Consider the following 15,160-nt stretch of genomic DNA (forward strand, 5'->3'; position numbering starts at 1 on the left):
TTGAATCATTCGGCCTCAGAATATGCGTCAACTATCGACACATTCACGGGGAAATCTACGGGGAAGTTGTGGAACAGGAGACGCCCGGCGGCCTCAGCTGCCGCCCGGAGCTGCTCCACCGTTTCGGCTGCGCGATCGGCCGGCGTGTGCACGATCACCTCGTCGTGGAGGAAGAAGACCAGGTGTGGGCCCTCGGTGAACGGTCGGCTTCCATTCTCTTGGTACTGGCTGCGGCGCACCTCGGCCATCCAGCAGAGGGCCCACTCGGCCGCGCTCGCCTGCACGACGAAGTTTCGGGTGAACCGGCCCCAGTCGCGGGCGGCCGACCGGGCACGGCGCTCGTCTACGAGGGTGGCATCCGGCTCACGGCTTCGCCGTTGCACCTGTTGCCATTGGTCGGCAGGGAACGGCGAGCTCCGGCCCAGCCGGCTGGTGACCTGTTCACCGCGCTCCCCCGCCCTGGCGGCATTGTCGACGTAGTCGATCGCACGGGGGAAGGCGCGCGCAAGCCGGGGCAGCAACCTGCCGCTGTCACCGGTTGTTCCCCCATACATGGCGCCGAGCATGGCAATCTTGGCTTGGCTTCGTTCGGCGACCGCGCCGCTGGCGACAATGCCCGCGTAGAGGTCGGTGCCACGCCCGGCCAAGGACATCGTGGTGTCTCCGGCGAGAGCCGCGAGCACTCGTGGCTCCAATTGGGCGGCATCAGCGACCACGAGCTTCCAGCCGGGGTCGGCCACCACCGCCCCTCGTACCTGCTTGGGCAGTTGCAATGCGCCGCCGCCGTCGGTCGCCCACCGTCCGGTCACCACACCGCCCACCACGTAGTCGGGCTTGAACCGACCGTCACTCACCCACTGGTCGGACCAGGCCCAGCCGTTGGCCGACAACAGGCGGGAGAGCTTCTTGTAGGCCAGCAGGGGCTCAATTGCGGGATGCACCAGTTCCCGCAACTCCCATGACCTGGTGGATGAGACGACCAGCCCGACCCGTCGCAGTGCGCGCAGCAGGTCTGTATGCGAGTCGGGATTGAGATCGGCCTGTCCGAGGGCCTGGCGCACCTGGTCGGCGAGGGCCTCGAGCTTGATCGGTCGTGAACCCGGCTGGGGCCGGGGCCCGGCCTGTTCGGTCAGCATTCGATCGTGCAACTCCGAGCGAAACGGCAACCCGGCATGATGGATCTCGGCAGCGATCAGGGCACCGGCCGATTCGGCGGCCAGCAAGAGGCGCAACCGCCCGGGCTCCGCTGCCGCAGTCACCGCCTCCTGTTGCTGGCGGAACTCGGCGATCTCCCCCGAATCGACCGGAGCAGGTTCGGTCGGCACGTCTTCGAAGAGCGCTACCATCGTGCCGGAAACCGGAGACCCGCCCCTCGCCGTCTGGTTCGCCGGTGCCGGTTCGTCCCACGCGTCACCCGGGCCGGCCGCCAGCGCGGACTTCCGGCACAGCGCCGACCGCTTCAGGATGGCCCGCGACAGGCGCAGGTCGTGGCAGCGTTGCACCCGCACACCGGCCGCCAGCAATGCCGGGTACCACGACTGTGTGTCACCCCAGAGCCACCGGGGATGCGCCGATTCGGCCGCGCGAACGGCCGCGGGGAGGGCATCCATCGTGACGACGCTGGGCTTGCCCTCAACGGTGCCGTCGCCTGAGACCGGTTGCAGGCATGCGCTACTCGCCCCGTGCCGAGTCAACAGGAGGTACATACCGACCATTCTCCCGCGCCCCACCGACGTCGCCGCCGCCAGGTGACCTGTCGGTCTGGTTTCGGCGCGAACCACGAATCAACGACGTGGGTACGGGTATTCCGCCTCACGGTTCTGGAATGCCAGAACCGCCTTGTTGAGCACGATTCCGTCGTGGATCTCGATTGCCCGCCGAATGGTCTCGTCCTCCTGCCACGCATCCGGCCCGGCGATCATGGTCTCGAGGTACGGAAGCAACGCCTCGCTGACCTCCCAAGTGGCCGAGTTCCACAGCAACGAGGGTGTGTGATCGACAGCGTAATAGTGCACCCGGTTTCCGACTTCGAAGATGGGGTCGTCGAAAGTGGTCGGTTTGGCCCAACTGAACCCCATGCCCTCGTCACAGGAGACGTCGACGATCAGCGAGCCGGGCCGGAACGCGTTCAGGTCTTCGGTGTGCAGGTAAATGATCGGGTTCTCCGGATCCTGCAGGGTGCAGTTGACCACGATGTCGTTCTCAGCAAGATAGGGCGCGAGTTCCACCTGGCCCTCGTCGTCAGTGTTCACGAAGCTGCCACCGCTCTCATCATCATGCTCGATCTGCACCATCCAGGCGGAGTGGATGGGCGAAGCGACCGCTGATACGCTGCGCATGGTCAGCACTCTCACATCGTGGATCCCGTGTGCGTTGAGTGCGGTGACCGCCCCTCGGGCTGTCGCCCCGAACCCGATCACCGCCGCGGTCAGTCGCCGACCGTAGTCGCCGGTGACCCCCATCAGCTCCAGGCTGTGGATGACCGAGGCGTAACCGGCGAGCTCGTTGTTCTTGTGGAACACATGCAGGCTGAAACCGCCGTCGCTGGCCCAGTGGTTCATCGCCTCGAAAGCGATCAGGGTGAGCTTCTTGTCGATCGCCAGCTGTGCGATCTCGGCGTCCTGCACACAGTGTGGCCAGCCCCACACGATCTGGCCCTCGCGCAACTCCGCCAGGTCGGCCGGTTGCATCTTGGGCAGCAGGATCACGTCACAGCGCTTGATCAGTTCAGCCCTGGAGAGAATACCGCCGACGTGTGGGGCCAACTCGTCATCTGTGACGTCGAACTTGTTGCCATACCCCGTCTCGATGAAGATCGCGGCCGAGACATCGGGCTCGATGCGCTGAAAGTGTGCGGGATGGATCGGCAACCGGTACTCGTTCTCCAGCGACGAACGGCCGAATATTCCGATAGTCAACGACACCTTTGTACCTACACCTTCACATCGAACGGGTTGCCGGGCCGCGGGAGTCGCCCTGAAGGGTGTCACATCCCGGCCAGTGTTTCGACAGTACGCCATACCGGGCCTCATCAGGGACGTCGGCACCCGGTTCGGCTCACTCCCCGTGCATCTGGGCGAGCCGCGCCTCTCCAGATCGATCGTCGACTCTGCGAGATCGTCCCAGGCGAAAAATTTGTTGGGTGATTTCCACTGCGAAGTGAGTAGAATCGGTAGCCAAGCTAGATACTATTATTAGAAGCTAAAATTCTTGAAGAGGTTTGTTGATGCGAGTTCGGGAATGCCTTGAGGCGGTGAAGACTGCTGATCGGTTGGTAGAAGTGCTCCGGCTAGCAGATGAGCTCGCTGTGGAGGCGGGGCGTGACGGTGGTTCAAGAAATATTCGAACTCTTCTGAGCGCCGTAGCATCGACGGACCAGATCGCGGCAATCGCGTCGATACATGCTCTCTCGCACATCCCTGATGAAGAGTCAGTTGATGCTCTGTCGGAGCTGCTGTCGAGCGAGCGCGGGTTTGTGAGGGAACACGCCGCGTGGGCGCTCAGTGCCCGTGCCCCCCGGCCCGAGTCTGTGGGGCGTCTCATCGGTTTGGTTGTCACCGGCGGGTTTGCGGGCATGTTGGCCCAGCGAACCCTTGAAGAATGGTCGAAGACATCCCCCGAACTCGTCGTGATCGGTGTGGAAAGCGCATTGCTCGGTGTCGCCGAACCCGGCAGCCGTTATCGGCTGGTGGAGACGATGGGTCTGGTGCACCAACCCATCGCCACCCACCCGTTGTTGCGCATCGCTGCAGACGAGGGTGAGGACCTCTCGATTCGGGTGGCCGCTGTCGCCGCGATGGGCGAGCGGGGAGAAAGCGGAGAAGTACCCGAGGCCCTCGAGCAACTAGTGACAGCCGGAGGTCATCTCGCCGAGGTTGCGCAGCTTTCCCTCGCCGATTTTGCCGATCAAGGAACCACGAACGATGCGAGCTCGAACTCAACCAGAGCGAACGGTCTCACCGTGGCCCAACTCTTTCTTCACGCCGAAATCGACTCAGAGCTGCGTCACGCCGGGAGCGGCGACAACGGAGGAATTGCCACCCTGCTGGTGCGACTCGGTAACGCGTTGGTGAGTGTTTCGGAACAGGATGCCGCCGACACCAGCGAGGGACTGGATCGGCGTTTGCCGATCGACCGGGTGCTCACACTTTCCAGGGGCACACTCGACGAAGCAGTGCGGAGCTTGGCCACTCTGCGAGAGCATCGCTCCGGCCACCTGTATGGCCGGATCCCGTTGCTGCAGGAATCGATGCGATCAGCCATTGCCTGGCCTCTGCGGGTAGCCACACGTCGGGGAATCGCGCGGATACTCAGGGCCGCCGCCCCTGTTGATGCAATCCATCTGCGCATGGCCGATGTGGGGAGTCTGGCTGCGTTCGACGTCGCTCGTACCTTGGATATACCGATCATCTTCACTGCGGCACCAGACCCCCATGGGTTGATCAACTCCATGGATCTCTCGGGTGAGCTGAATCGTCAGAATTTTGGAACCATCGATGAGGTGGAACACTTCTGGTTCAGAGCGCGCCTCATCCAACGGCTGGCAACCAACTCAGAGCATGCGGTGTTCTTTCCCCGGCCAACCCTCCGTCACGATCTGAAAAACCTCATGGGAATCGATATTTTGAGCGAGCCCGCGCGATACACGACGGTTGCGGAAGGCATCGATCTCGAGGTGACTGACCACGCAGTTCGTGAAGCGCAGTCCCATGCTGCCGGAGGTCCCGCCAGCGCTCCGCTGGCCGAGCTTCGCACACTGCTGGAAGAGCTCCCACGGGAGCGTCGGGGTCTGCCATTGCTGATTAGCGTCGGCCGATTTCACCGGGTCAAAGGGATGGCGACCGTCGTGGATGTCTGGGCCGGGTCGGATCTGCGTCTCCGCACGAATCTGTTGTTGGTCGGCGGAAACCTGCAGAATCCCTCAGCCGATGAATGTGAGCAGTTGGGCCGGATGAACCGAACCATCGACTCCAGGAATCGGATGCTCGAAGGGCTCGTACTTTCGGGTAATCGCCCCAACGGCGTCGTGTCTCGTTGGATCGCGGCGGCACGCATTGGATTGCCCGGACTCGTGGCCCCGAACGGCGTGTATGTCTGCGGAAGCCTCAAAGAAGAGTTCGGTCTTGCGCTGCTCGAGGCCATGGCTTCGGGTTTGATTGTGGTGGCGCCCAACGGCGGCGGCCCGGCCACCTACGTGGAACAGGGTCGAACCGGGTTCTTGACCACAACATGGGACCCAGCATTACTCGGCGCAGCCATTCACGACGCCTTGGCCTGCGCGGCGACCGAGACCACAGTTGAGCGTGCAGCGTATTCTCGCAGCATCGTCGAGGAACGTTTCACCGTCCAGTCGATGGCTCACGCACTGAACAAGGTCTATTCCGATGTACACCTCGACGACGTGCAACATCGAAAAGAACTGGTTTTCTCCACGTGACGGTGCTCATAATCAGCCCCGACTATGCCTCACATCTGTATCCCCTCGCTGCCCTGGGAACCAGGTGGTCAGATGCTGGGGAGCGAGTCGTGGTCGCAACCGGCCCCGCCACCGCTTCGATTGTGCGATCCTTTGGCTTCGAGCACGTCAATCTGCAACTCAGCCGTGGTTCCAACCCCGGGGTCATCCGTGCTGAAGAGCAGCCAGACGGCGAAGATGACGCGCTGCGTGGTTTTTTCGCTGCGACGCGTCAGGGAATGATCCAGACACTCACGTTCCAGGCTGAAGCCCGAATGAACGATCTCATGTGGGAGCCGGTTGCCACCGCCCGGGCTGTCCAAGCCATTGTCGACGAGCTGAACCCGAATACGATCGTGGTCGATCATCTGGCTTTCAGCGCCCGACTGGCACTGGTCGCCGCCGAAAGAAAACATATCGATGTCGTCTTGGGGCATCCCAGCGCGCTGCCGCTGACGGCTGCAAGCGAGGTGTATGGGCTGCCTCCGGCGTGGCCGGCCGCGTTTTCTCCGAGCGATCAGCAGCTCGGAGACTTGAGGGTCGTCTGCGAAGAAGTGAGTGAGGCATTCACTGCAGAATGGAACCGTGCGTTGACGGAGCTGGCACCCACGCGAACGCTGTCCGAGGACGCCTTCGCCGAGCACGGTGACGTTCTGGTCTTCAATTACCCGGCCGAACTCATGCCATCAGATCGGTTAGAGCTCTTACCGCCTCACACGTTCATCGGCGCATCGGTGCGCACCGAACCGCGCGAAGCGCACATCGACCAGTGGTTGGCATCCAGCGACGAGCCATTTGTCTATGTCAGCTTCGGCAGCTTTCTTTCGGTACGCGCCGACGTGCTGGGCAGGGTCGCCACGGCATTGAGGGAAGAGAACATCAGGGCAGCGGTCGCCTACGGATCCGCAGGCGCACCGGCCTTGGGTGAAGTCCCCGACCATTGGCTGGTCGGGGAATTCCTGCCACAAGTCACGTTGCTGGGTTCAGCGGCTGCCGGGGTGACGCACGGGGGCAATAACAGCGTGACGGAGGCCATGACGTTTGGCGTTCCGCTGGTGGTCCTGCCGTTCTCCACAGATCAATTTGCAGGAGCTGAAGCCTTGGAACGCGTCGGATTCGGTGCTGCTCTAGATCCCAATGGTGCCAGTGTTGACCAGATCAAACACGCGATCGGGTCGATGCTGAATCTTCCTGCGAACATCCGTGCGGCTCTGACCGCCCTGGCGCTCAGCGTGCGACAGGGTGACGGGCAGCAAACCCTGATCGAGCGAGTTTCGTGACAGTTTTGTTCACGCTGTGAAGATCCACGAATGCGGCATGGTGATCGGGTTGAGAGCGAGGCGCCCGTGAACCCAGCCGCTGGTGTTGCAGAACGGACTGCGAGTGCGTTGGGACCTGTTCGGCTCAGGGCTCCTCGTCCAGCTGGGCGAGCCGCGACTCCTCCAGATCGAGCATCGCCTGCGCACGCCCCAACGCCCGCGAGGTGTGCGAACCGGTGGAGCGCGCGTCGAGCAGCGCTGCGCGCTCGGCCCTGAGCATCGCGAGCCGAAGTGCCCTGCTCTGCCGGTGGGGCCCCGCACTTTCGGCCTCGGGCAGTTCCATGATCGACTCGGTGAGGAACTTCCCCTCCGCCCTCACCCGCTCGATCACCGCCGGGTCGAATTGCTCCCCGTTGTCCTGTATGAGCCCGGGGTTGTCGAGGGTCGCCAGGCCAACGCTGCTGATCTCGTCGAGCAGGTCGGCCAGTTCGGCTCGATCGGTCACCGCATCGGTACCGACAATGTGCAGCCTCGTGATGAGGAATGGGAGCGTCGCGCCCTGCACCAGCACCGTCACGATTGCGACGGTGAAGGCAATCAGTACCAATTGTGACCTGTACGGGATACTGTGCGGCAGTGACTGCGCGGCGGCCAGGGTCACCACTCCGCGCATTCCCGACCAGGCCAGAACGGCGCCACCGCGCCAACCGAGCCCCTCGGCTGCCAACGATTTGTAGTCGGCACGTTTTCGGGTGAAGAAGCGATGGACCCGGGCCTTCTGGTTGTCCGACATCGTGCGGCCCCCCGCGCGCTCACTGGAGTCAGCACGCTTCAGCCGCTCCATTGCGACGTCGAGGCGCTGGCCGATCGTGGCCGCTCGCCGTTGGTCGTGCCGCAGCACTCCGATCAGAGGCACGACGAACGCCACCCTGATGACCAAGAGCAGCCCGGCGGCTGCCAGCCCCATACCGATGGCAGGCAATACTCCGAGGTGTTTCTCTGTGACATCCTCGACCAGTGCCTTCAGCTCAAGACCGATCAAAAGGAACACCCCGTTCTCAAGCACGAACTGGATGGTGCGCCAATTGATCCGCTCGCTGATGCGATCCTGCGCGGTGAAGTATTTCGCACTCTGGTGACCTGTGACCAGGCCGGCGGCCACCACGGCGAGAACACCCGATGCGTTCAACTTCTCGGCCGGAAGGTAGGCGAGGAATGGCACAGCAAACGAGACGGTCGTGTTGAGCACCGAGTTGTCGAATTTTGATCGCACCCACACTGTGGCGTACCCGATCGCCACGCCGACGACAACGGCGACCGCGACCGCATACGCGAAGTTTCCCACAATCTCCCAGAGTGAAACAACACCAGCAGTCGCCGCGATCGCCGATCGCAACAGCACCAGGGCAGAGGCGTCGTTGACGAGGCCCTCCCCCTCCATCACCGTAACAAGCCGTGGGGGCAGGCCCAGCCGCTTACCCAGGGAGGTGGCCGCGACCGCATCAGTTGGGCTGATCACAGCGCCGAGTGCAATGGCGGCGGCCAGTCCGAGCCCCGGGAGCAGCCAGTAGAACAGAAGTCCGCTGCCGATAGCGCTCACGATCACCAAGAGAATCGACAGTCCCGCAATCGGTTTCAAGTTGCGACGAAAGTCAACCAACGGCACATTCACCGCGGCCGCATAGAGGATCGGCGGCAGTACGAGAGCGAGGATCAATTCGGGCTCGACCTCGATCGGCGGGAACCCCGGCAGCAGGCTGCAGGCGATACCGATGACGACCAGGATCAGGGGTGTCGCAACACCGAGTCTGGGCGCGAGTGCAGACGCGGCGACAACGACCAGCACGCCGAACAACACGACTACCGCGTAGTCCATTCCGCAACTCTACGCCTGGGCGTCACGCCGCAGACACCCTTCAAACGGCGGTCTCCCCTTCGCGTGTGACACAAACCGGCAGCATTGGGGCCGAGAGCGTTCTGACTCGAGATCTGCGTCTGTGGAGGCCCGCCTGCGGGCTCAAGTACATGCGGTCGCTGGGTTGGCGTCGCGCTCGGTCATGGGTTACCTGAGTGTGGCGGGTGCATAATGGCAGAATCAGCGCGGATGGGACGAACAATGACGTATCAGATCAGACCTCTTGACGAGTCCACCTGGGACGCCTTTGCGGCGCTCGTCGAGTTCAACAACGGAGTCTTCGGCGGTTGCTGGTGCATGGGATTTCACCCAGAGGGTGTTGGCAAGGGCACGACTGCTGCACTCAATTGCGAACGCAAACGGAGTCGGGTATATAGCGGGAACGCGCACGCTGCGCTCGTGTTTGATGGAGAGTCTTGCCTCGGCTGGTGCCAGTTCGGCCCTCCGGACGAGGTGCCGCGAATCAAGAGTCGCGCTGCATACGAAAGAGACGCAACAACAACCTCGGATTGGCGGATCGCGTGCTGTTTCGTCGGTAAGGGGCATCGTCGTCAGGGTGTCGCGGCCGCGGCCCTGGCTGGTGCGCTCGACCTGATCGCCGGCGATGGTGGGGGCAGTGTCGAGGCTTATCCGGAGGATGTCGAGTCGGTGCCTGCCGGGTTTCTGTTCAACGGTGCGCTCTCAACCTACGAAGACCTGGGGTTCACGCGAGATCGTAAGATCGGCAAGAACCGATGGGTGGTCACGAGACTAGTCGAACGGTCGGCGTGAGCGTGGGGGAACCTTCTCAGGATCCAACACCGGACGTTCGTTACGGTAACGGCTACGGCTGCGGCCATCGCAAGCAAACCGGGTAGCTGTTGGCGCCTGGTGTTGCTGTTGGCCCGGGGCTCCTCCGTCAATGTCGAGTACTCCGATCTCCAGCAACGCTCAGTCGGGAGCGGGCCCACCAAGCATCGTCAGGTCGTCATCCATGGCAACTCCAGAGCAGGTGTTCCCCGGCATCTCAAGAAATCATTTTCGGTCGTGCCGCGTGCACCTCAGGTGCCGCTGGAGGGTGGGACGGTTTGCTGCTTGTTCCGGAAGGGGAGAGTGTTCAACACACCGTTGCGCAAGATGATGCCCGCTCGGGTCTTGGGTACGAGGAGGCGCGATGAGATGCCGGCGCCGCGTCGTAGCGGTCGGATGTGTTTGCGGTGCTTTTGTTGATAGTGCGCGAAGGCGGCGGTGTGATTGTCCGGGTATGCGGTAATTGCGTCGGCGAGGGTCTGGGCTCCGACGATCGCGCTGCTGGAGCCGTCACCGAACAGCGAGATGCAACTCGCCGCGTCACCGAGCAGCACCACGCGGCCGGCACTCCACTGCGGAACGTCCACACGGGTGACTTCGTCGAAGTACCTGTCATCGGACGCACCCCATGCCTTGAGGGCGAGTGTGGTGAGCCATCCGCCGCTGGCGTAGGTGGATTCGACCAGGCGCCTGCCGTGTTCCGGATCTCGGTAGTCAAAATTGTGCTGCCCACGGAAGATGAACGCGAACCCGGGCTTACCGCCGGCCGGATGGATGCTCAAGGAGGTTCCCGGTTCGTTGTACATCAACACGGTAAGTGGATCCTCAATCTGTAGAGGGGCCTGCACGGTGCCCACGAACATGCCGAAGGGGCGGGAAAAGTGTTCTTCGGGGCCGAAAGCCAAGCGCCGAACGGTGGAGTGCACTCCGTCGGCTCCGATCATCAGGTCGAACCGACGGGATGGGGTCCTTTCAAACTCGACATCGATTCCGCCGCTGTCCTCATGCAAGACGGTGATCGAGTCATGCGGGATGATAAGGGTGCTCTCCCGTGCCTTATCGAGCAGCAAGTCGACGAGTTCGTTGCGTGCGAGCTCAACTTCCTCGTGGTGGTCACCGGGTTTGTGGGTACGGATCGAAGCCCGTGGCCGCCCGTCAGCGTCGACAAAAGTCAGACGATTGACCCCGGTGGCGGCCTCCTCCAGGCGCGGCCAAATACCCATTTGCCGTGCAATGGCGACCGCTTCACCGCGTACATCGACTGGGTTGCCGCTCGATCGCGTGCCGTCCGCGCGTTCCACGATCGTGACCGACCAACCGGCCCTCGCCAGCCAGTACGCGACGGTCGCGCCAGCAACGCCGCCGCCGGAGACCAAGACGCTGCGATCCGTCATCCGTCCATTCAAGCACTTAACACCAGAGGCACTCAGAAGCAGAAGTAGTTTCGCTGCGCCGGATGAGGTTCCTACTCGGGCAGCCGGCCTTGGTCGAAAGCCGGCTCAGATCGTGTCGTGTCCGCCGGCTGGGGGCGGCTCGTGTGTTGAGTGTCCCTGGCATCAGAGCGTTTTCTCACTGCGAACCGGTGAAGTGATCCACGGGCCCGCCACGAGTGCACGGTCACGTTTGAGAAGCTGCACCGTGCCAGCGGCCCCTCATGGATATCCCACACGTGCGCGCAGCGAGTTCTAGAGTTCAGCGTTGCCGGCCACATCTGCGCGCCAGCTGCTGCCGTGCCTCAAAATTTCTGGGAGGGTGAACGCAAACGGTTCTGTGTTCTATTCAATGTTCGCGATGAGGATTCGGATGCTGGCCACTGGTTGCGAATTTTGTCTGAAGTGGTCGACGAGGGTGTCATAGACCAGTCGGCAGAGGTCGGCGGCCGGGGTGTTCGTTGCAGCCCCAATCGTGAGTGCGACGGCGATTCCGCCGTCGGTTTCGGTGATCGAAATCGGCAGTGGTGCTGGTTGCTGCGTGATCACCGAGACAACATTTTCGAGTATGGTCTGCGCGGCCGGTGCGGCGGGATAGACGGTTGCCACTCCGGGAATAGCCGTGGTCACGTTCAGAATTTCTTGTTGAAGATCGGTGGTCGTGGTCATCGGGAACTACCTTTCGCCGCAGGATTATGCACGTCATCGACGGTAATGTCGACCCCGGCGATAGTGAGGTCGGTGTGCCGGATGAGTATCCCGTAGATCGCTTCACGGAGCCGATCGGCGGCGTCGGGAATGCTGGTTCCCCAGCCGATACTGGCATCCACGCTGATCGTGATCGGAGCACCTGGGGTGGTGACATCGCCGTCGAGCCGGCACCGACCAACCAGTAGCCCCTCGACCATGTCGCCGGCGGCACGGACGAGTCCGCGAACTGTGCCCTCGGTGATGGCGAGTTCGGCGGCAGGGTCGGGGTGGGTGACGGGGATGGTTCTACCGGCGCGGGAGTCACGGCTGATGTTGTGTAGGATCCCTGCCACCCAGGACTCATCCAGATCTGGTTCCGTCGATGCCTGTGCCTCGAGGAGCGTATCCGAGAGCCGATACAGTCGTTCGAGCGATGTCAGGGCAATCTGGCAACTCGGGGACGAATCGATCGATGCATCGGCGGGAGCACGCCCCGCGTCGAGGTAGTCGCTGAGTTCATCCAGGGTGTGCCCATCGAGCTCGGCCGGATCCCGCCGGGTGCGGTCAGCGTCGGTGGCCGGCTCGGAGTCGTTCTGGCTGTCGTTCATCGCCATCCCTCCATCTCGCGGATCAGGTTCTTGCGGGCCCTCGCTATCAGCCCTCTGACCGTTGACGACGGCAGGTCGAGGTTCCGGCCGATCTCCAAGTAACTATAACCACCGATTTCGCGAAGCACCCAGCAACGGCGTTGCTGGTCAGGGAGATCGGAAAGGACTGCGTTCAGCGCTTGTTCCAACGACCTCTTCTCAACAAGCGCCGTGGGGATCTGATCATCCGGGATTCTCAGTTCATGGTCGGTGATATCGCCGTGCTCGCGACGGCGGCGGAGTACGTCGAGTGCCTTATTGGAGACGATCCGCATCAACCAACTCTTCACCGCGCCGGGATCCATAAGCTCTGGCAGGTGCTGCCAGGCCTGCACGAGAGATTCTTGCACGACATCATCCACGTCGGCGGTCGAGCCGAGAACCCGACCTGCGTAGACGCGTATCAGCAGACCGTATCGGCGCACCAGGGCTTCGAAGGCGCGAACGTCACCGTCGACAGCTCGACCGACGAGGATTCGGTCGCTTGCGACGGTCAGATCGATCGGCTGGTCCTGAGGGCCCATACCGTCATTCAACACCAGACAATGAACATTTCGCGAATAGGTTGTGACGAAAAGGCCATCCGCTTCGTCTTATAGGTAACAAAACACTTGTGCTGCACGATCGGGCACCCGACTAAGGAGTTACCTCATGGCAACCAACACCCCCACCCCCACCCCCACCCCCTCCGCCGCATCAGCCGGTATCGAGAACGGACACGCGACTCTCGGTCGAACCATCATCAATGACGGTGTCATCTCCCGGGTCGCCGGCATCGCCGCTCGCGACGCACGCGGCGTGTACGCGCTCGGCGGCGGAGCAGCACGGGCGATCGGCGCCATCCGTGACGCCTTCAGCGCCACCGACCAGAGCCAGGGCATCAGCGTCGAAGTGGGCGAAACCCAGGTCGCGGTCGACGTCACGATCGTAGCTGAATACCCGATGCCGCTCCAGGGCGTGGCCGACGGTGTCCGCTCCGCTGTGATCCACGCCATCGAGACGATCGTGGGCATGGAGGTCACCGAGGTCAACGTGACTGTGAATGACGTGCACCTGCCCTCCGATGAGGATGCCAGGGATGAGACTGTAGAGGCGCGAGTCCAGTGATCTCCTCCGCCACGCGCACCGGAATCTTCGTCGGGGCGCTCCTCGCACTGACTTGGATCGTTCTCGGTTTCTGGCCGTTCGTGTTCGTCGCCGTGGCCATGGCAATCGGTGCGGTTCTGGGCCGGATCGCAGAAGGCAAAATCAGCATGGCCGGTCTTGTCGACGCGTTCCGCGGCAAGCGGTCGTCGTCATGAGTGATGCCGCGATCACTGCGGACGGTGCAGGACAACGCGGCCGCAACCGCATCACGAACAAATCGCTCAAGGCGGTGGTGTCTGCGGTGACCGCGGACACTCTCGGGGTGGACGCGCGCCGGGTCGTCGTCGATCTTTCTGACCAGAAGGGTGCTCTTGCAGTGTCGGTGACCACGTCGATCAGAGTTGTGTCGCTTGATCGCGTCCACGGCGAACCATCCGTCGTCGCCCGCTCCGGCGGGTCGATTATGGAACGCACCACCCACGCACAGGAGAGCATTCGTGACAGGGTGAATTACCTCACCGGGTACACGATCGGCCGAGTGACGGTGCGAGTCAGCGGTCTGAGCATCCAACCGGAGGAACGTGTCCGATGATCTCAAACCGATACCACGCTCGCATCACCCGCCGCGAAACCCACTCACCCCGATCCCTGCTTGCGATCATTCTCGCCGTCATCCTCATCATCGTCTTCTCGTGGATCGGGACCGAAATCGTGCTCGCCCTGCTCGGCCTCCGCGCACTTCTGGTCGCCCCGGTCGATATGTTCACCTCCGCGGTCAACGTCGTCGCTGAGCCGACCGGCGCAGTCGCAGTAGTCGGGATAGTGGTTGCGGTGGTCGGTCTCATCCTGGTCGTCGCCGCTGTCTCCCCTGGCCGCCGAGCCCGTCATGTGCTTGTGACCGAGCGTGCAGCAACAGTCGTCGACAACGAAGTGATTGCGTCCGCACTGGCCAGGCACGCCGCCTATGCGGCAAATGTTGACCCCGACAGCACCACCGTGTCAGTATCCCGGCGACACGCGGTCGTGCACCTCACCCCTACATCCGGGGTGCCGGTGGACCGTTATGAAGTCGCCGACGTGGCGGCCAAGCAGCTCGAATCGTACGGGCTACGCCGACCGGTCCTCGCGCGCGTGCAGATCGACGAGAGGGGGAGAGTGGGCGCATGAACAACACCAACCGTGCGCTGAACCGGCTGCTGATATTCTTCTGCGGGCTCCTTCTTTTGGTCGTCGGCGCCGGCGCGGCTGCCGGGGTGCTCGTCCCTGCCTTCCGGGACTGGTGGAAGGGCGCGACCACCGGCGCCACCGTGCAGGTGTCGACCTGGCTGCGTCAGACGCCGCTTGGGAACACCGGAGTGAGTTGGATCATGCCGGCAATCCTTCTGCTCCTTCTTATCGCCGTAATCGTTCTGATCGCATTCATTACCCGGCAGGGGCACGGCCACACTGGCGTCGCGGTTTACGAGCGCTCCAGTGAGACGGGCACAACGATCATCGACTCGGCCGTGCCAGAGCACGCCATCCAAGATGCACTCAGCCGCCGACCCGAGTTCGTCACGTCCCACGTCTCCACATACCAGGTGCGCCGCACCCCGGTGCTGAAGGTCTCGGTCACGTGCCGCCGCGGAGTGTCGCCCAAGGACGCGGCCACGATCATCGAAGACAAACTTCGGGCCCTCGACGAACTGCTGGGCAGGCAACTGCCGGCGCTGATCCAGATCAGTGGCGGTTTTCGTGCCAACCTGACCAAATCGACCCGTTTGCAATAGCCACAGCTAAGACAAGAAACCCTGATCAAACAATGTTCAAAGTAGGGCGGACGGGACTTGAACCCGTGACCGACGGATTATGAGTCCGCTGCTCTAACCAGCTGAGCTACCGCCCCGTGT

At 62.7% G+C, this 15,160-nt stretch carries 15 protein-coding genes, 1 tRNA gene and 1 pseudogene; 9 read left to right on the forward strand and 8 right to left on the reverse strand.

The window, feature by feature from the left end:
• Nucleotides 1-5: 5 nt before the first annotated feature.
• A complete protein-coding gene (locus tag DL891_RS02550) occupies nucleotides 6-1,706 on the reverse strand; it encodes a bifunctional 3'-5' exonuclease/DNA polymerase (protein ID WP_111718869.1) in 1,701 nt (566 codons plus the stop codon).
• A 78-nt stretch (nucleotides 1,707-1,784) separates the two neighbouring features.
• A complete protein-coding gene (locus DL891_RS02555) occupies nucleotides 1,785-2,918 on the reverse strand; it encodes a N(5)-(carboxyethyl)ornithine synthase (protein ID WP_232818972.1) in 1,134 nt (377 codons plus the stop codon).
• Between the two features lie 308 nt (nucleotides 2,919-3,226).
• Between DL891_RS02555 and DL891_RS02560 the strand changes: the two genes are divergently transcribed.
• Nucleotides 3,227-5,437: a glycosyltransferase gene (locus DL891_RS02560; protein WP_111718871.1), complete on the forward strand. Its 2,211-nt coding sequence runs from the start codon at nucleotides 3,227-3,229 to the stop codon at nucleotides 5,435-5,437.
• An 89-nt stretch (nucleotides 5,438-5,526) separates the two neighbouring features.
• The gene (locus tag DL891_RS02565; RefSeq protein ID WP_232818973.1) at nucleotides 5,527-6,735 is read left to right on the forward strand and encodes a glycosyltransferase; all 1,209 of its coding nucleotides are present in this window, start codon (nucleotides 5,527-5,529) and stop codon (nucleotides 6,733-6,735) included.
• A gap of 124 nt (nucleotides 6,736-6,859) precedes the next feature.
• Here DL891_RS02565 and DL891_RS02570 read toward each other — a convergent pair whose 3' ends face one another.
• Complete coding sequence (locus DL891_RS02570; RefSeq protein ID WP_111718873.1) at nucleotides 6,860-8,590, reverse strand: sodium:proton antiporter; 1,731 nt, start codon at nucleotides 8,588-8,590, stop codon at nucleotides 6,860-6,862.
• A gap of 228 nt (nucleotides 8,591-8,818) precedes the next feature.
• Between DL891_RS02570 and DL891_RS02575 the strand changes: the two genes are divergently transcribed.
• Nucleotides 8,819-9,400, forward strand: coding sequence for a GNAT family N-acetyltransferase (locus DL891_RS02575; protein WP_111718874.1), 582 nt, complete (start codon nucleotides 8,819-8,821; stop codon nucleotides 9,398-9,400).
• A gap of 269 nt (nucleotides 9,401-9,669) precedes the next feature.
• On the opposite strand, the gene DL891_RS02580 is transcribed toward DL891_RS02575, so the two are convergent.
• The gene (locus tag DL891_RS02580; RefSeq protein ID WP_111718875.1) at nucleotides 9,670-10,812 is read right to left on the reverse strand and encodes an FAD-dependent oxidoreductase; all 1,143 of its coding nucleotides are present in this window, start codon (nucleotides 10,810-10,812) and stop codon (nucleotides 9,670-9,672) included.
• 133 nt (nucleotides 10,813-10,945) lie between these two features.
• Between DL891_RS02580 and DL891_RS02585 the strand changes: the two are divergent.
• A pseudogene (locus tag DL891_RS02585) lies at nucleotides 10,946-11,107 on the forward strand (Rieske (2Fe-2S) protein); the annotation flags it as partial.
• Nucleotides 11,108-11,193: 86 nt separating this feature from the next.
• On the opposite strand, the gene DL891_RS02590 reads toward DL891_RS02585, so the two are convergent.
• Genes DL891_RS02590 through DL891_RS02600 form a run of 3 tightly spaced genes read right to left on the reverse strand, consistent with a single transcriptional unit; the run spans nucleotide 11,194 to nucleotide 12,709 of the window.
• Complete coding sequence (locus DL891_RS02590) at nucleotides 11,194-11,517, reverse strand: hypothetical protein (RefSeq protein ID WP_111718876.1); 324 nt, start codon at nucleotides 11,515-11,517, stop codon at nucleotides 11,194-11,196.
• On the reverse strand, nucleotides 11,514-12,146 hold the full coding sequence (locus DL891_RS02595) for an Asp23/Gls24 family envelope stress response protein (protein WP_198668742.1): 633 nt from the start codon (nucleotides 12,144-12,146) through the stop codon (nucleotides 11,514-11,516). The genes DL891_RS02590 and DL891_RS02595 overlap by 4 nt, the downstream gene beginning before the upstream one ends.
• Nucleotides 12,143-12,709 carry an RNA polymerase sigma factor gene (locus DL891_RS02600; RefSeq protein ID WP_111718877.1) on the reverse strand — a complete coding sequence of 189 codons (567 nt, stop codon included), beginning with the start codon at nucleotides 12,707-12,709 and terminating at the stop codon, nucleotides 12,143-12,145. Before DL891_RS02600 ends, DL891_RS02595 begins: the two co-directional genes overlap by 4 nt.
• A gap of 127 nt (nucleotides 12,710-12,836) precedes the next feature.
• Between DL891_RS02600 and DL891_RS02605 the strand changes: the two genes are divergently transcribed.
• The 5 genes from DL891_RS02605 to DL891_RS02625 are packed head-to-tail and all read left to right on the forward strand — an operon-like array spanning nucleotide 12,837 to nucleotide 15,040.
• On the forward strand, nucleotides 12,837-13,292 hold the full coding sequence (locus DL891_RS02605) for an Asp23/Gls24 family envelope stress response protein (RefSeq protein ID WP_111718878.1): 456 nt from the start codon (nucleotides 12,837-12,839) through the stop codon (nucleotides 13,290-13,292).
• On the forward strand, nucleotides 13,289-13,486 hold the full coding sequence (locus DL891_RS02610) for a DUF2273 domain-containing protein (protein WP_232818974.1): 198 nt from the start codon (nucleotides 13,289-13,291) through the stop codon (nucleotides 13,484-13,486). The genes DL891_RS02605 and DL891_RS02610 overlap by 4 nt, the downstream gene beginning before the upstream one ends.
• Entirely contained in the window at nucleotides 13,483-13,863 is a 381-nt protein-coding gene (locus DL891_RS02615; RefSeq protein ID WP_111718879.1) for a hypothetical protein, read from the forward strand. Before DL891_RS02610 ends, DL891_RS02615 begins: the two co-directional genes overlap by 4 nt.
• Nucleotides 13,860-14,438: a DUF6286 domain-containing protein gene (locus DL891_RS02620; RefSeq protein WP_111718880.1), complete on the forward strand. Its 579-nt coding sequence runs from the start codon at nucleotides 13,860-13,862 to the stop codon at nucleotides 14,436-14,438. The genes DL891_RS02615 and DL891_RS02620 overlap by 4 nt, the downstream gene beginning before the upstream one ends.
• A complete protein-coding gene (locus DL891_RS02625; RefSeq protein WP_111718881.1) occupies nucleotides 14,435-15,040 on the forward strand; it encodes a hypothetical protein in 606 nt (201 codons plus the stop codon). Before DL891_RS02620 ends, DL891_RS02625 begins: the two co-directional genes overlap by 4 nt.
• 42 nt (nucleotides 15,041-15,082) lie before the next feature.
• Here DL891_RS02625 and DL891_RS02630 read toward each other — a convergent pair.
• Nucleotides 15,083-15,156: transfer RNA gene (locus tag DL891_RS02630), tRNA-Ile, on the reverse strand.
• Between the last annotated feature and the right edge of the window lie 4 nt (nucleotides 15,157-15,160).

This window comes from Homoserinimonas sp. OAct 916, from assembly GCF_003260275.1.
Classification (GTDB): domain Bacteria; phylum Actinomycetota; class Actinomycetes; order Actinomycetales; family Microbacteriaceae; genus OACT-916.